The sequence below is a fragment of the Burkholderia sp. MSMB0856 genome (genome assembly GCF_001524645.2).
Taxonomy (GTDB): Bacteria; Pseudomonadota; Gammaproteobacteria; order Burkholderiales; family Burkholderiaceae; genus Burkholderia; species Burkholderia diffusa.
Genome location: NZ_CP013428.1, coordinates 1,545,901 through 1,562,184, shown reverse-complemented (window position 1 = coordinate 1,562,184; position 16,284 = coordinate 1,545,901). Strand labels below are relative to the sequence as shown.

The 16,284-nt window shown below is 67.7% G+C and carries 14 protein-coding genes and 1 pseudogene; 5 read left to right on the top strand and 10 right to left on the bottom strand.

What is annotated here, in order from left to right; genetic code table 11:
* Window positions 1-77: 77 nt before the first annotated feature.
* The 6 genes and pseudogenes from WS87_RS24525 to WS87_RS24500 all read right to left on the bottom strand — a co-directional run bounded on the left by WS87_RS24525 (window position 78) and on the right by WS87_RS24500 (window position 4,606).
* On the bottom strand, window positions 78-302 hold the full coding sequence (locus WS87_RS24525; RefSeq protein WP_059819310.1) for a hypothetical protein: 225 nt from the start codon (window positions 300-302) through the stop codon (window positions 78-80).
* Window positions 303-574: 272 nt separating this feature from the next.
* Window positions 575-778, bottom strand: coding sequence for a cold-shock protein (locus WS87_RS24520; protein WP_059691886.1), 204 nt, complete (start codon window positions 776-778; stop codon window positions 575-577).
* Between the two features lie 353 nt (window positions 779-1,131).
* Window positions 1,132-2,112, bottom strand: coding sequence for a sulfonate ABC transporter substrate-binding protein (locus tag WS87_RS24515; RefSeq protein ID WP_059819309.1), 981 nt, complete (start codon window positions 2,110-2,112; stop codon window positions 1,132-1,134).
* A gap of 123 nt (window positions 2,113-2,235) precedes the next feature.
* Window positions 2,236-3,075, bottom strand: coding sequence for a MerR family transcriptional regulator (locus WS87_RS24510; RefSeq protein WP_059819308.1), 840 nt, complete (start codon window positions 3,073-3,075; stop codon window positions 2,236-2,238).
* A gap of 9 nt (window positions 3,076-3,084) precedes the next feature.
* On the bottom strand, window positions 3,085-3,645 hold the full coding sequence (locus WS87_RS24505) for a GNAT family N-acetyltransferase (protein ID WP_059819307.1): 561 nt from the start codon (window positions 3,643-3,645) through the stop codon (window positions 3,085-3,087).
* A gap of 95 nt (window positions 3,646-3,740) precedes the next feature.
* Window positions 3,741-4,606: pseudogene (locus tag WS87_RS24500) on the bottom strand (LysR family transcriptional regulator).
* A gap of 125 nt (window positions 4,607-4,731) precedes the next feature.
* Between WS87_RS24500 and WS87_RS24495 the strand changes: the two are divergent.
* Complete coding sequence (locus WS87_RS24495) at window positions 4,732-5,730, top strand: quinone oxidoreductase family protein (protein ID WP_059819680.1); 999 nt, start codon at window positions 4,732-4,734, stop codon at window positions 5,728-5,730.
* 76 nt (window positions 5,731-5,806) lie between these two features.
* Here the strand turns inward: WS87_RS24495 and WS87_RS24490 are convergent, their stop codons facing one another.
* Entirely contained in the window at window positions 5,807-7,321 is a 1,515-nt protein-coding gene (locus tag WS87_RS24490) for an MDR family MFS transporter (protein ID WP_059819306.1), read from the bottom strand.
* A 228-nt stretch (window positions 7,322-7,549) separates the two neighbouring features.
* Here WS87_RS24490 and WS87_RS24485 point away from each other — a divergent pair, with 228 nt between their 5' ends.
* On the top strand, window positions 7,550-9,109 hold the full coding sequence (locus WS87_RS24485; protein WP_059819305.1) for a methyl-accepting chemotaxis protein: 1,560 nt from the start codon (window positions 7,550-7,552) through the stop codon (window positions 9,107-9,109).
* Window positions 9,110-9,166: 57 nt separating this feature from the next.
* Here WS87_RS24485 and WS87_RS24480 read toward each other — a convergent pair whose 3' ends face one another.
* Window positions 9,167-10,834 carry an ATP-binding domain-containing protein gene (locus WS87_RS24480; protein WP_059819304.1) on the bottom strand — a complete coding sequence of 556 codons (1,668 nt, stop codon included), beginning with the start codon at window positions 10,832-10,834 and terminating at the stop codon, window positions 9,167-9,169.
* Window positions 10,835-10,954: 120 nt separating this feature from the next.
* Complete coding sequence (locus tag WS87_RS24475) at window positions 10,955-11,809, bottom strand: helix-turn-helix domain-containing protein (protein WP_059464640.1); 855 nt, start codon at window positions 11,807-11,809, stop codon at window positions 10,955-10,957.
* Window positions 11,810-12,341: 532 nt separating this feature from the next.
* Here WS87_RS24475 and WS87_RS24470 point away from each other — a divergent pair.
* Window positions 12,342-12,551, top strand: a complete 210-nt coding sequence (locus WS87_RS24470; protein ID WP_059464641.1) for a hypothetical protein — start codon at window positions 12,342-12,344, stop codon at window positions 12,549-12,551.
* A 214-nt stretch (window positions 12,552-12,765) separates the two neighbouring features.
* On the opposite strand, the gene WS87_RS24465 is transcribed toward WS87_RS24470, so the two are convergent.
* On the bottom strand, window positions 12,766-13,413 hold the full coding sequence (locus tag WS87_RS24465) for a hypothetical protein (RefSeq protein WP_059533981.1): 648 nt from the start codon (window positions 13,411-13,413) through the stop codon (window positions 12,766-12,768).
* 239 nt (window positions 13,414-13,652) lie between these two features.
* On the opposite strand from WS87_RS24465, the gene WS87_RS24455 reads away from it, so the two are divergent.
* Window positions 13,653-14,987 carry an NAD(P)/FAD-dependent oxidoreductase gene (locus tag WS87_RS24455; protein ID WP_059819303.1) on the top strand — a complete coding sequence of 445 codons (1,335 nt, stop codon included), beginning with the start codon at window positions 13,653-13,655 and terminating at the stop codon, window positions 14,985-14,987.
* A gap of 60 nt (window positions 14,988-15,047) precedes the next feature.
* The gene (locus tag WS87_RS24450) at window positions 15,048-16,142 is read left to right on the top strand and encodes a potassium channel family protein (RefSeq protein WP_059819302.1); all 1,095 of its coding nucleotides are present in this window, start codon (window positions 15,048-15,050) and stop codon (window positions 16,140-16,142) included.
* The last annotated feature ends 142 nt before the right edge of the window (window positions 16,143-16,284 follow it).

Here is a 16,284-nt window from a genome sequence, read left to right as displayed (position 1 = left end):
CGGATCAATGGCGCTGGGTGGAATGCTTGTCGCGCATGTCCCGTGGAGGGTGCTTCCCGATTTACATGGCGTTGCCATTAACCCCGTGTGTCGACCCAGTTGCGTGCCCAGCGTGCCGAGTGTTGCAGCGCCTGTTTTTCGCTCGGGAAGTAATCGAGTGAATAGAATTGGTAGCGGCCTTCGCCGTACGAACTATCCGTGCGTTCGAGCAGCAGGTTGGATGAAAAGCTACCGTCGGGCAAGCGATGCGCCGAAGGTTGGACGGCATAGCCGTTGTACTGTTGAATTCGTTTGTTTTGCATTTTAATTTTAATGATGTTCGAGTGCGCGCGTGCCGTGCGAAATGTGCACCGATTCAAAGCCATTGCGAGCTGAATCTAAAGCAATCGGAAAGCGCAAAAAAAGGCGTTGCTGCCGGAGGGGAGAGTGAAGTGCAACGAGGCATGTGGCGCGTGGCAAGCATGCTGAACAAGCAGATGCAGCCAAGAGCGTTCGCGCCAACTTTAGGAGACGATGCTCCTTGAGGGTGTCGCTGCGACCCGGCATCCGTCGCGGGAGGCCGGGCCCTTCAAACTTACAGCGGCGTGATGTTGGCCGCTTGCAGACCCTTCGGGCCTTGCTTCGTTTCGAAGCTTACTTTTTGATTTTCAGCGAGCGTCTTGAAGCCGTCGGCTCGGATTTCGGAGAAGTGAGCGAAAAGGTCGTCACCGCCCTTGTCCGGCGTGATGAAGCCAAAGCCTTTGCTGTCGTTGAACCACTTGACGATACCGGTATCCATGATAATTCCTTGAGAAAACAATACGAAGATCAGCTCTGTTGAAGAGCGCTTGAAGCGTCAAGGAGGGAGAGGACAACGAATACCGCTGGGGGAGCGAGAAATTGATGAACAGCAATCGGACTTCTTGGACTTCGGCGTACACACTAACTTCCGGCGATTCCGGAGTCAATGGTTATCTTGTAACTGTGTTACTTGGCAGTCCGTTTGAAGGCAAGGAAGTCTGGCCCGACGCATAGCCGACGCGGAGAGAAGCACTCCGACCCTGGTTGTGGCCGAGTGCATCCCTTCCGATGTGCGTTTCCTGGAGTAGATGGCACCCGTCGGCCTGTTCCAAATGAGCAGCGCGCCGCGCGTTACTTCGCCGCCAGCGCAGTTGTCACGCGCTTGTCCGTCCACGCGTTATCCGCGACGCTCAGCTTCTGCGGAATCAGCTTCGCGGCGTAGAACGCATCGGCCACCCCCTGCTGCACCGCGACGATCTTCTCGTCGACCGGCACCGCACCGAACGGCACACGCTTGAGCCACGTTTCCACGAGCGGCAGCGGCAGCCCGACCTTCGGCGCGATCAGCGCGGCGGTTTCGGCCGGGTGCCCGTTGACCCACAGCCCCGTCTCACGCGCCTGCTTCAGGATCGCGCCGACCACGTCGGCATGTTGCTCCGCGAAATCACGCGTCGCCTCGTAGAAGTTGTTCGCGGGCGTGAGGCCCGTGTAGTCGGACAGCGTGCGGATCTTCAGCGAATTCTGCGCGGCTGCGTAGTACGGGTCCCACACGGCCCACGCGTCGACGTTGCCGCTCTCGAACGCGGCGCGCGCGTCGGCGGGCGGCAGGTACACGGGGCGGATTTCGTCGTAGCGCACGCCGGCCTTTTTCAGCGCTTCGAGCAGCAGGTAGTTCGCGCTCGAGCCTTTCTGCAGCGCGACCTTCTTGCCGCGCAAGTCGGCGAGCGAGCGGACCGGCGAATCGGCTTTCACGAACACGGCTTCGTTGTGCGGTGACGGCGGTTCCGCGCCGACGTACACGAAGCGCACGCCGGCCGCTTGCGCGAACACCGGCGGCGGCGCGCCCGTATAGCCGAAGTCGATGCTGTTCGCGTTCAGCGCCTCGAGCAGTTGCGGGCCGGCCGGGAATTCGAACCACTGGACGTTGTAGCCGAGCGGCTTGAGGCGCGCTTCGAGCGTCCCCTGCGCCTTGATGACCGACAGCAGGCCGGCCTTCTGATAACCGATGCGCACGACCTTGTCGGCGCCGCCCTGCGCGAACGCCGACGTGGCTGCGGCGGCGACGAGCGCCGTCGCGGCGGCGCGGGTGATCCAGCGGGTGAAACGAATCATCGAACGGACTCCATGCGAAACGTCTTCGGGGAGCGGCGCGTGCCGCTCGGTTGGAAGAATCGTCGCATGGGCGGTCGAGCCCGCAAACCAAGCATTGCCGATATGAATATGACGCCAGCGGTCCTATGCTTTGTCGCCGCCGTCTTGCGGATCCGGCGTGCCGGCCTGGCGCGCGGCTTCGTCGCTGAGCTTCTTGTCGAGGATCGTCGCGACGCGGCCGCCGAGATAGGCGCTTGCCGCGGTCTCGAGCGCGCGGTTCGTCTCGCCTTCGACGAACACGGCTGCGAGCGGGCGCAGGCGCCAGATCGCGTCGACGAGCGCGGGCACGTCGGTGACCGGCGGCAGCGTGCCGGCGTCGTAGCGGTCGAGGCGCTTCACGACGAGATCGACGAGCAGCCGCGCGATCGCGTCGAAATGCGGCCGCGCGAGGCTGATCACGTCGAGCAGCTCGCGCGGCGGGATGCCTTCCTTCGTCATCGCCGCGGCGGCTTCGAGCAGCGCGGGGCTTTTCGCGACGAACGACAGGCCGCGCCGTTCGAGCAGCCCGAGTTCGGTCACGCGCGACAGTTGCGACGCCGTCTGCGGGCCGAACATCTGCGCGAGTTGCGCGAGCGAATAGGTCTTCGGCAGTTCGTGCGACCAGCGGCCGCCGATCGCGTTTTCCAGGCCGAGGATCGAACGCAGGTCGTGACCTTCGTCGATCGCCATGATCAGGTCCTGGATGTTCGACAGCGTGTAGCCGCGCGCGAGCAGGTGGTTGATCAGCTTCAGGCGGGCGACGTGCGTGTCGTCGTAGATGCCGACGCGCCCGCGCTTCTCGGGCGGTGCGAGCAGTCCGCGATCCTGGTATGCGCGGACGTTGCGCACGGTCGTGTCGGACACGCGCGCGAGTTCGTCGACCGTGTACTCGTTGCGGGAATCCGGTGCGGCCTCGTCTGGCATGGTTTGAGTCTGTTTTGGCATGCGGCCATTCTAGCGCGACGCGACAGGCTCGGGCGAGGCGGGAAGGGTGCGTGCGCCGTCGCCGAGCGCGCGCTGCATCAGCGCGGTATCGATCCAGCGGCCGTGCTTGAACCCGACCGCTTTCAGCACGCCCGCGGGCTCGAAACCGAATGCGCTGTGCAGCGACGTCGAGCCGCCGCTGCCGCCGTCGGCGATCACCGCGATCATCTGCCGCCACGGGCCGGTCTCGCACCGCGCGATCAGCGCCGCGAGCAGCGCGCGGCCGATGCCGCGGCCGCGCTGCGCGTCGTCGATGTAGATCGAATCCTCGATCGTATGGCGGTACGCGCTGCGCGTGCGATACGGCGTCGCATACGCGTAGCCGGCGATGCGGCCGTCGCATTCCGCGACGAGATAGGGCAGCCCGTGACGCAGCACCGCGTCGCGGCGCGCGCGCAGTTCGTCGACGTCGGGCGGCGTCTCCTCGAACGACGCGACGCTGTGGCGCACATGATGTGCGTAGATCGCGTGAATGGCGGCAAGATCGGCGTCGGTCGCGTCGCGGACGACGCAGGCGGGGGCGGCGGGCATGATGGCGGAGCGGGCGGATGAAACCGTTACTATGCCCGCCGCGAGGCGGCGCCGTAAAGGCATGGGTCGCGTTGCGCGGTCAGGAGAAGCCGAGCCTACAAATGGCCGTCCGCGTCGCGAACCGCGTCGGCGATGGCATCCGCGACGCGTTGCACGCGCGGCGAGCGCCGCACGTCCGGGTGCACGACGAGCCAGATCTCGCGCTCGACATCGCAACGGGGCGCGGACGTCAACTCGACGAGCGCGGCGGCGGTCGACAGCGACGGATCGGCCAAAGCCGGCGTGCCCGCGTCCGCGTCCGCCTCCGTCGCCGACGTGTCGACGAGAAAGCGCGGCAGCAACGCGACGCCCGCGCCGGCCACGCACGCACGATGCAGCGCGGCGAGGTCGTTGGCGATGAACGCGAAGCGGCGCCCGGCCGCGAAGCGTTCGAGCCATTGCTGCTGCGGCATTTGCGCGAGGGCGTCGTCGTAGCCGAGGAATGCCCAGGTGTCGGGCGGCGCGCGGCCAGCCCCGGCTCGCTCGGCCGCGACAGGCGCACCGCGAGGTCGGCTTCTCGCGCGTACAGATTGGCCGCGTGCATCTCGCCCATCAGATCGATCCGCAGCGCGGGCCATGCGCGCTGCGCGCGGGCGAGCCGCGGCGCGAGAAAGTGGCTCGCGAACACCGGCGACGCCGACACGCGCACGACACCGTCGAGCGCCGCCGCCCCCTGCGCGGCGCGCGCGAATGCATGCACGTCGGCTTCGACGCGCGCGGCATGCTCGGCGAGGTGCAGGCCTTCGTCGGTCGGCGGCCAGCCGCGCGGCAGCCGGTCGAACAGCCGGATGCCGAGCGCGGACTCCAGCGCATCGATGCGCCGGGCGACCGTCGAGTGCTGCACCTGCAGCGCCCGCGCGGCGGCCGACAGGCTGCCGCCGCGCATCACCGCCAGGAAATAGCGGAGGTCGTCCCAGCTCATCGGCGGCGCGGGCGCCGGCGTCGGATCGGTCGAATTTTGCACGGTAAATGGGCGTGAAACGGGAATTCCGATCGATTATGCACGATGCGATGATCGTGTCACATCATTCGATTGCGAGGAACGTCATGACCCAAACTGCCACCGCCACCCGGATCGGGATCGACCGCTACGGCGACGCCGGCGTGCTGCGCCGCTTCGATGCGCCTGTGGTGCCGCCCGGCGCGGGCGAGGTGCGGATTCGCCAGACCGCCGTCGGCGTGAATTTCGTCGACATCTATTTCAGGACCGGCGCGCATCCGTTGCCGGCCCTGCCGGACGCGCTCGGTGTCGAGGCAGCCGGCGTGGTCGATGCGGTCGGGCCCGGCGTGACGGGGCTGGTGCCGGGCCAGCGCGTCGCGTATGCGGGGCTGCCGACCGGCAGCTACGCGAGCGTGCGCACGCTGCCTGCCGAGCGCGTGGTGCCGGTGCCCGACGGCGTGAGCGACGACGCGGTCGCGGCCGGGCTGCTGAAGGGCATCACGGTCTACATGCTGCTGCACCGCGTGCGCCAGGTGGCGGCCGGCGACACCGTCCTCGTGCACGCGGCGGCCGGCGGCGTCGGGTTGCTGGCGACGCAGTGGGCGCGCGCGCTCGGCGCGCGGGTGATCGGCACGGTCGGCTCGGCCGCGAAGGCGGCACTGGTGCGCGCGCGTGGGGCGGAAGTGGTGGTCGACTATCGCGAGGCGGATTTCGTCGCGGCGGCCCGTGCGTTCGGCGGCGGCGCGGGCGTCGACTATGCGATCGACGGGATCGGCGGCGACGTACTGACGCGTACGCTCGGCGCGGTTCGGCCGTTCGGGATGGTCGCGAGCATCGGGCAGGTTGCCGCGATCGGCACCCGGCAGACGATCGACCTCGACGAACTCGGCCCGGCCCGCTCGATCGCGCTGGCGCGGCCGAGCGTGCTGGGCTTCATCGCGCGTGACGTGGCGGGGTATCGCGAGGCGGCGCACGCGACGCTCGAGCGGTTCGCGGGCGGGATGCACGTGGAGATCGGCGCGCGACTGCCGCTCGAGCAGGCGGCCGACGCGCATCGCTTGCTGGAGTCGCGACAGACGACGGGCGGGGTGGTGCTGGTGCCGTGACGGCGGACCGCGCGTCCGTGAACGGTCGTCTCGGCGGGCAGGCGGCGGAGCCACGGTGCCGCTGCGTGCCCGCCGATCAGTGATGCTTGCGCAGCGGCGCGCTCTCGACGAACCACGCGAGCACGAAGGCGATCGCGATGACGCCCGCGGCCGAGAGATATACCACGTGCAGCGACCCGGCGAACGCATGCAGGTACGCGTCGCGCACCGCATCCGGCAACTGGTGCACGGCCGCCGGACCGAGGGCGGGCGGCAGCTCCGTGCCGGCCGGCAGTGCCTGCGTGATCCGCGACTGCAGCCCGTGCGAGAACAGCGCGCCGAAGGCGGCGACGCCGAGCGAGCCGCCGATCGAGCGGAACAGCGTCGCGCCCGACGTCGCGACTCCCATGTGCCGGAATTCGACGGTGTTCTGCACCGCGAGCGTGAGCACCGGCATCACCATGCCGAGCCCGATCCCGAGCAGCGCCATGTACGCGTACATCGTGTGCAGCGGCGTGTCGAGCGACAGCGTCGACAACAGCGCCATCGCGATGCCGCCGATCAGCGTCCCCGCGATCGGGAACGGCCGATACGTGCCGAGCCGCGAGATCAGCCGGCCGCTCGCGACCGACATCGCGAGCATCCCGCCCATCATCGGCAGCAGCTGCATTCCGGCCTGCGACGGCGTCGAGCCTTTCACGACCTGCAGATAGAGCGGAATGAACGTGACCGAACCGAACAGCGCGATGCCGACGACGAAGCCGATCAGGCTCATCAGCACGAAGGTGCGCTGGCGGAACAGTTCGAGCGGCATGATCGGCTCGGCCGCGAGCCGTTCCTCGTAGATGAAGCCGCCGACCGCGACGATGCCGAGCACCAGCGTCATCCACAGCTGCGGCGACGACCACGGCAGCAGCGAGCCGCCTTCGCTCGTGAACAGGATCACGCAGGTGAGGGCCGTCGCGAGGAACGCCGCGCCCATGTAGTCGATCCGGTGCTTCACGTGCGCGGTGTGCGGCCGGAACGCGATGCCGATCACCGCGAGCGCGACGAAACCGAGCGGCAGGTTGATCGTGAAGATCCAGCGCCACGACAGATGTTCGACCAGGAAGCCGCCGAGCAGCGGCCCGATGATCGTCGCGAGGCCGTACACGCCGCCGAACATCCCCTGATAGCGCGCCCGGCGGTCGGGCGGCACGAGGTCGCCGATCGCGGCCATCGTGACGACCATCAGCCCGCCGCCGCCGAGCCCTTGGAGCGCGCGCAGCACGATCAGTTGCGTCATGTCCTGCGCCATGCCGCACAGCGCGGAACCGGCGAGAAACAGCACGATCGCGGCCTGCAGCACGATCTTGCGGCCATACAGGTCGCCGAGCTTGCCGTACAGCGGCAGCACGACCGTCGACGACAGCAGGTAGGCGGTGACGACCCACGACAACTGGTCGAGGCCGCCGAGCTCGCCGACGATGGTCGGCAGCGCGGTCGATACGATCGTCTGGTCGAGCGCAGACAGCAGCATGACGAGCAGCAGCGCAGCGACGATCAGCCCGGTCGGTGCGTCGCGGCGGGCCGCTTCGGCGGCCGGTGGGGCAAGGAGGGTATCGGTTCTCATCGAGATATCTGCCGTGGCAGGGAATTGACCGGAATATAGAGGTAAGTCATTGCCTGGTCAATTTCTGCCGAGCCTTGATTTGTTGCATCGGTAACAGAAGATTGCCGACCGGAAAATTGATCGCGATCAGCCCGAGAAAGGACAGGGCTCAAGTTTTTTGCAGGCAAACCGTAATCCAGAGTGCCGCGGACCGATTGCCGCGGCACTCTTTACCGCTCACGTCCCGTCATGAACCTGAACGCCCTGTTTTCCCGCTTCTCGATCCGTACGCGGATTTTTTCCACGCTCGGCCTCGTTGCCGCGCTGCTCGTCGTATCGGGCCTGATCGGCCTGACCGGCATGCAGCGCTCGAACCGCGCGCTCGATGAAGCCTATACACGCGAGCTGGCCGCGAAGACCGCGCTGTCCGCTGCGAACCTGAACCTCACGATCGTGCGCACCACGCTCGACCGCGCGCTGCTGCATCCCGAGGCGCCCGAAGTGCCCGATCTCGTCAGCAAGGCCGAGAACTATCTCGCGAAGGCCGACGCCGCGTGGCGCACCTACGCGACGATGCCGCACGACGGCGACGAAGGCCCGCTCGCGACGCGGCTCGACACCGCGCGCCAGGCGCTGATCGGACAGGCGTTGAAGCCGATGATCGACGCGATCCGCGCGGGCCATCGCGACGATGCCGACCGGCTGCTGATGACGGTCGCGCCGCCGCTGTCGGTCGCGCTCACGCAGGCGACCGATGCGCTCGACGCGTACCAGGCCGCGCGCGGCAAGGACGTCTACGACACCGCGCAGACCTATTACGGGTGGATGCGCGCGGGCGCGATCGCCGGCATTGCGTTCGGTCTCGCCGCGTGCCTCGGCTGCGCGATCGGCCTGCATTTCGCGATCACGCAACCGGTGAACCGCCTGCTGTCGCATTTCCGCCGCCTGTCGGACGGCGACCTGACGTCGGAAGTGCGCTGGTCGTCGCGCGACGAGATGGCCGAGCTGGTCAAGGGCGTGACGGGCATGCAGCGCAGCCTCGCCGATACGGTGCGTCAGGTCACCCAGGGCTCCGAAGCGATCTCGACCGCGACGCACCAGATCGCGGCCGGCAACACCGACCTGTCGCAGCGCACCGAGGAGCAGGCGTCCGCGCTGCAGGAGACGGCCGCGAGCATGGAACAGCTGACGGCGACCGTGAAGCAGAACGCCGATCACGCGGTCGAGGCGCAGGCGTGCGCGGACAGCGCGAGCGAGATCGCGACGCGCGGCGCGACGGTCGTCGGCGAAGTGATCGGCACGATGAACGAGATCGACCAGAGTTCGCAGAAGGTGGCCGACATCATCGGCACGATCGAGGGCATCGCGTTCCAGACCAACATCCTTGCGCTGAATGCGGCGGTCGAAGCCGCGCGTGCGGGCGAGCAGGGCCGCGGCTTCGCCGTGGTCGCGGGCGAGGTGCGCACGCTCGCGCAGCGCTCGGCGTCGGCCGCGAAGGAGATCCGCACGCTGATCGGCGAGTCGGTCGAGCGTGTCGCGACGGGGTCGCGGCTGGTCGGCGTGGCCGGCGCGACGATGCAGGACATCCAGCAGGCGATCGGCCGCGTGACGGGCATCATGACCGAGATCGCGGCCGCGTCGAACGAGCAGCGCGACGGGATCGAGCAGGTGAATCGCGCGGTGTCGCAGATGGATCAGGTGTCGCAGCAGAACGCGGCGCTGGTCGAGCAGGCAGCGGCCGCCGCCGCTTCGCTCGAGGAGCAGGCCGACGGCTTGCGCCGGGCGGTGGGGGCGTTCCGCGTCGCGTGACGCGCTGGCGGGCGGGGCGTCGGTTCCAAGTGCACCCGCCGCCCGCTGACCGCCGCGTCAGCTGCTTGTGAGCTGCGCGGCCGAGCGCGCCGACGCGACGAGCAGCAGCTTCATCGTCGCGCGCGTCGCGCCGACGAACAGCTTGCGGGCCGCGCGCGCATCGAGCGTGTCGAAGTCGATCTCGGTGAGGATCACGCACGGCGCGGACTGCCCCTTGAAGCGATAGATCGAATCGAGCAGCACGTCGCCTTCGCGATATTCAGGGTTGCCGAACAGGTCGTACTTGCCCGTGAAGCGCTTGACCCGATGCGGGCCGAGCTGATCGAGCCGCGCGAGCACCGAGCTTTCGCGGCCGCGATACGACAGCACCGCGATGTCCTGCTTGCGGAAGCCGAGCGACAGCGCGTGCGTGATCGCGCGCTTGGTCGCGTCGATGCACGCGTCGGCGAGCGCGTCGCCCGCCGCGCCGTCTTCCCCGTATGACGACACCGACGGATCGGAACCGTCGAACGGGCTGCCCGAGCGCAGTTCGGCCGCGAGTGGCTCGACGCGGCCGACCACGTCGCGCACGAACTCGAGCAGGTCGCGCGGGCTGCGGTAGTTCGTCAGCGCCTTCAGCGTGACCCAGCCGGGCAGCGCGACGGGTTCGCGCAGATAAAGGTTCTGCAGCGGATCTTCCAGCCACCACCATGCGCCGTTCGGCGCCAGCAGGCGCTCCAGCGCCGCCGCCCACGGCGCGTGGAAATCCTGCCCCTCGTCGACGATCAGCACATCGAAGCGCCAGCGTTCCGGCACCGGCACTTCCGCGAAGCGCGCCTCGAGCCGCTCGAACGCGCCGGGCGCGTCGAAGTCGGGCGTATAGCCGCCGTCGCGGGCCACCCAGTCGCACAGCTGATGGTAGTTCGCGATCTTCGCGCCGGGCGGCGCGATGCGCGCGATGTAGTCGGCGAGCGGCCGGTTGAAGCATACGTAAAGCACGCGCTTGCCGGCCGCGACCGCGTCGCGCATCACCTGCACGGCGAGCTGCGTCTTGCCCGAACCCGCGGTGCCCGTCACACGCAAGCGGAACGGCGTGAACTCGAGCTGGCGCGCCCACGCGGCGAGCCCGCCCGACAGCCGCGTGACGAGCGTGCCGGCCTGCCCGACGAGCGCGCTCGTGTCGGGTGTGAGCGCCAGCTCGTCCGCGAAGAAATGATGCAGCTTCGCGGCGTTCGGCAACGGTTCGTCGTGCTCGGGCAGGATCTGCAGGATCGCCTGCGCGAGCTGCGCCTTGCGCGATGCGTCGACGATGCGGTCGGCCGCGACGCCGGCGATCGCCGTCTCGCGGATCGAGTAGTCGGGGCAGTACAGCAGCGCCTCGACGCCATAGACGCCCGCGCCGAGCGCGGCGGTCAGGCGCCTGTGCAGCGTCTCCTGCGTGCGCGCAAGCTGGATCGGGACGTTGCGCTCCTTCTGCAGGTAGACCTTCACGAGCCCCTTCGGCGTTTCGCGCAGGAAGCCGGCCTTCTGCTCGATCAGCAGCACGCGGCCGGACGGGCTCACGACGACGAACGCCGCTTCGCCGAACACCGAGAAGCCCTGGTCGGCACGCGTCCAGTGCACGCCGTGATAGACGGTGTAGCTGTCCGGCAGCGCGTGTTCAAGGGCGGCAAGCGTCTCGCGCTCGCGTTCGGCCGCACCGGTGGCGGCGAGGCTTTTCCAGTCGTCGGGAATGAGGCGGGCCATGAGGTCGGGCGGCTGAGGCCGGTCGTGAACAGGGTCCGGCTATTGTACTGAGGAACCTGTTCACGGCCGCCGCGCCGCGCGGGCGCCGGCCATGCGAAAGAGGGGGCGTGCGTGCGGGAATTACCCGCGTGCGAGCCGCTTCGCGAGATCGGCGCTGAGGATCGCCATGCGTGCGGGTTTTTCGTAGCAGACGACATCGAATGCGCGGATCACTTCGCTGATGTCCGCTTCGCTCGCGCGGCCCGTGAGCAGGTCGCCCGTCAGCACGAAGATGGGCGCGCCCGGATTGTCGGACGTGCGCACCGCCTTGATCGCGGTGGCGGCCGTGCTGTCGTCGAACAGCCATTCGGTGACGACCGCATCGAACGCCTGGCCCTGCAGCGCGTCGACGAACGGCGCGAGGCCGTCGAACGCGGCCGTCGCGAAACCTTGCCGCTCGAGATAGCGGCACAGCTCGGTCGCGCTGACGCGATCGGGATCGATCACCGCGACGACGAGCTTGTCGCTCTCCGCGCGGCGCGGATAGATCTCGATCTTGTGCACGTCGTACGCGTTCTGGTACAGCACGCCCGTGTGGCGCAGCACGCGCCAGCGGCCGTTCTGTTCGTACGCGACGAACTCGGGGCGTGCGCCGGCTTCGAGCGGCGCGCCGATCCAGGCGGTGCACGGAATTTCGGCGACACCGGCGTACAGGACGGCTTCCTGCGAATAGGCGCCGACCATGCCGGGGTCGAGCGTCTGCGCGCCGAACAGTTGAGCGGCGGGCTCGCCGTACGCTTCGGCGACTTTCTTGATCTGCGCGAGTGTCCAGGGGCTGCTGCCGCGCAGTTTGCGGTGACCTTGCGAAAAGCTCAGGTCGAGGATGCGGCACAGCTCGGTGGTTTGCTGGCGCTTGCCGATGCCGTTGCGAGTCATCAGCTCGCGCACGCGCTCGGCAACCGCGAGGGAATCCGTGGTGATTGCTTCAGTGGTCATGCTACGGGAACGGATCGTGACGTTCAGAACGACGCCTTGCGGCAGTCTCGGCGGACAGTCTTGACGACGTCCAGGGGGCGAGCCGACCGGCCACGCGCGGAAAAGATAACTTTACCGCAAAACGACTGCCATTCCATGTCGCGAAAGGTGCGTTTCTGTGAAAGGTGTGTCACGACGTTACGCGCGATCCGGCGGCGTGTGCCGCGCGCTGCTGGCCCGTTCGCAACCTTCAGGCGCGGATCGCGAGGGGCCGGGACAGGATTCCTCGTCCGGCAGTACGGAATCGCATCGCGCTGCCAACGAAATGCACCAGAGCAGGGCACGTTCGTGATCGGAATCGCGGCATCGTGCCATCCTGGGCGCGACAAATTTTTACAGGACGTCGTGCGTCGGGCTCGACGCAGCGCATCTTATACGCGGATCGTTTGACGGTTTACTCTAATGAAACCGATGCTGCCCCGTTTCGGGAGCGGGCGTGAATGCGGCGCAGGCCCATGCTACGATTTCGCCGTCTCAAAATAGTGTTGAAGCGATGCAGAAGAAATTTGTGATGCGCGGGTACGAGATGAACTGCGAACCGCGCGTGACGGAGGACGGCAAGTACGCCGCCCAGGTCGAGGTCACGAAGCTGGGTTTCAGCCGCGAGGCGGCATTCCGCAAGCTGGGCGAATTCGATACCGAAGCGGATGCTGTCGCCTATGCGAAGAAGTTCTCCGAAGAGTGGCTGAGCCGCTACGCGTAGCGCGTCGTTCGCCCGTGCAGGGCGGGCACGCTCATTCACGGCGAAAAACACGACGGACGTTCCGAATGCCCGGCGTGGATGGCATCGGCGAAGCACCGCAGGATCGTCGATTACACGGCGCTCCCCCATGTTCCACCTGTTGAGAAGTGCGAACCGATGAATCGACGCACGCGCCGGCGCGCCCATCGATCGATGGCAGCCGAATGCAGTCGACCTACGCCGGCATGTACGTGAACGGTTCGCCATCCTCCCGCTCGACCGACAGCAGCCGCTTGAGTTGATCGAGCGCGAACAGCTGTTTGCCTTCCGCCGCCGCTTCGGCTATCGCGGCATCGACGAGTTTCCTCGCGCGCGCGAGGACCACGGATCGCTGGCGCGCGATCTCGAGCACCATCCGCTGCTCGATGTTCTGGCGGGTCGATTGCTTGTCGCTCAGGTGACGCCAGCGATCGCGAAGCTCCGCCCAGGTGACGCGCTGAAATTCCGGAATCGCGCGCGGGAGCGTGCCGGCTTCCGCGGGCTCGGGCCGTGCACGCAATGCACAGCGCAGCGCTTCGCGGGCGCGCCACTCATCCGAAAACGGCGCATACACGTCGCGCGTGCGGCCGATCGGATTCGCGCGTTCGATCTCCTTGTCGAGCAGATAGCCGAGCCGCCGCAGCGCGGAGCCATGCGCGAGCATGGCCGGATCGAGCACGCGGATCCGGCGCGACGCATCCGCGACGTGCGCTTTCAGTTCCCACAGCGTCAGGCGAAGGTGCTGCACTTCGAGTATCAGGCGTTGTACGTCTGCGTAGGTGCACTTCGTCCACCATTCGGTGAGGTCGTTCAGCTTCGGGGGATCGAATGGGGGGAGGATCATTTTTACTGCAGCGATACTGTATGGATGTACAGTTTATCGCGCGGTAACATAGCGCCGTCAAGGCGAAAAAATGGGGACGGCCGATGAGCAAAAACGACCGGCGGCAGGGCCGATGCCGGACCGTTCATCGAGCGTCCAGCACATTCGCCAGCCTTGTCCGGGACCCGATCGCCTGATCCGGTGCACGCCATCGCGGACGTCGATGGATGCGCCCGACGTATCGACGCCAACAGAGAACAATGACGACAACCTATCCGCTGCATGACGCATTGACGCACGCCGACACGGCGTTTCCGGCCGAAGCCGACATCGTGATCGCCGGCGCCGGCATCATGGGCTGCGCGGCCGCCTATTACCTCGGCCTGCGCGGCCTGAAGGCCGTCGTGCTCGACAAGTCGCGCATCGCCGGCCAGCAATCGACACGTGCCTGGGGCTTCGTGCGGCAGCAGGGCCGCGAGTCCGCCGAAGTGCCGCTGATGATGGCCGGTATGCGGATCTGGGAAGGGCTCGAGCAGGCGCTCGGCTTCGATCTCGAATGGCGCCAGGGCGGTTGCCTCTATATGGCGGACAACGAAGACGACTGGGCATCGTTCCAGGCATGGCTCGCCGTCGCACGCGAACACGGGCTCGACACGCGCACGCTGACACGCGCGGAAATCGACGCGCGCGTGACCGGCCTGGCGACGCAAGCGCGCACGCTCGGCGGGCTGTATACGGCGACCGACGGGCAGGCCGAGCCGCGCCGCGTGGCTGCCGCGTTCGCGGCGCGCGCGACCGAAGCCGGCGCGCGTTTCTTCGAAGGCTGCGGCGTGACGGCGATCGAGACGGCCGGCGGCGCGGTCGTCGGCGTCGTGACCGAGCGCGGCACGATTCGCACCCGGCGCGTGATCTGCGCGGCCGGCGCGACCAGCTTCCGGCTGCTCGACGGCGTCGGCATCCGGCTGCCGCAACAGGCCGTGCGCGGCACCTGCATGCGCACCAACGTGCTGCCCGACGTGTCCGCATCGACGATCTGGGGCCACGGCCTCGGCATTCGGCAACGCAGGAACGGCACGATCAACCTTGCCGACGACATGCAGGTCGACGTCGACCTGACGCTCGGCCATCTGCGCGGCTTGAGCCTGTTCTGGCCGGAGTTCTGGTCGCAGCGCGAGAAGTTCCGGCTGCATCTGAATGCGGCGGCGTGGCGCGATGCCTGCGCGCGCATCGGCGGTGGCGGCGGCCCGATCGAGCCGCGCGATCCGCAGCCGCAGCCGAATCGCGCGCATGCGCCGCGCGCGCTCGCGAAGTTGAAGACGATCTTTCCCGCGCTGAAGGACGCGCAGATCGTCGAGGCCTGGGCCGGCCTGATCGACGTGCTGCCCGACGGGATTCCGGTGATCGACGCGCCCGGCACGCCGTCCGGGCTCGCGATCGCGACCGGCTTCTGCGGGCACGGCTTCGCGATGGGGCCGATCGTCGGGCGGCTGCTGGCCGAATGGGTCGATGCGGGCGAGCCGTCGCTCGACCTGTCGGCGTTCCGCGCACGGCGTTTCGCCGACGGCACGATGGTCCGGCCGCGCAGCATGCTGTAGCGGACGCGCCCGCGTGTTCCCGTCGTAGAATCGAGCCCGCAATCTTCAGGAGATTTCCCGTTGGCAACGCCCTCCGACAAGCGCCGCTCGCTGCGCTCGCGCCTGCGTCGTACCCGCGATCCGTGGCGGGCGCCGCGTGCGCGCACGCTGTTCACGCGTCCGGCGACGTCGCCGCGGCGTACGCTGCTGTTTCGTCTCGGCGCGGTCGTGGTGCTGTGCATGCTCGCGTTTCTCGTGCTGTATCTCGACCGCGACGGCCTGCGCGATTCGACCAAGAGCACGCCGATGAACGTCGCGGACCTCGTGTACTTCACGATGGTCACGGTCGCGACGGTCGGCTACGGCGACATCGTGCCGGTCACCGCGCGCGCGCGTCTGATCGACGCGTTCTTCATCGTGCCGATCCGCATCGGCATCTGGTTCATCTTTCTGGGCACGGCCTATCAGTTCGTGATCCAGCGCGTCATCGAGGAATTCCGCATGAAACGCTTGCAGAAGCAACTGTCCGATCACATCGTCGTATGCGGCTACGGCTTGTCGGGGTCGATCGCCGTGCGCGAGCTGCTCGAAAGCGGCGTCGATCCGTCGACGATCATCGTGATCGATGCGCAGCAACAAGCGCTCGAGGCCGCCACGTCGCTCGGCGTGACCGGGCTGCTCGGCGATCCCGCGCACGAGGATCTGCTGCAGCAGGCGCAGGTGCGCGCGGCGAAGGCCGTGATCATCTCGGTGACCGACGACCCGACCGCGATCCTGCTGACGCTGTCGGTGCGCAGCATCGCGCCGGAGACGAAGATCGTCGTGCGGATCCAGGAGAACCTGTATCAGCGGCAACTGCGCCAGGCGGGCGCGGACGTCATCGTGTCGTCGACGAAGATCGGCGCGCTGCTGCTCGCGGACGCGGTGCATAGCCGCTACATCGTGCCGTTCGTGAACGACATGCTGTCGACGCGCGGGCGGGCGACGCTGCTGGAGCGCGAGGCATTGCCGCACGAGATCGGCTGCATGACGAACGTCGTGCCGGGCGCGATCGTCGTCGGGCTCGATCGCTGCGGGAAGATTCATTCGTTCTACGAGGATCCGCCGTGCCGGATCGAGGCGGGCGATACGCTGGTCGTGATCCAGTCGGCGAGGATTCCGGACCCGGACGTGTGAGGGCCGGTTGGGCAACGCCCGCCATCGCATGCCTCTGGCGCGCCGTGACCGGTGGATCCCCCGCTTGATATGCCACCGCGCGTTATTTAGTATGAAGTAATCGCGTCGTGCGCCGCGCACGAGCGTGATCATGAGGAGACAC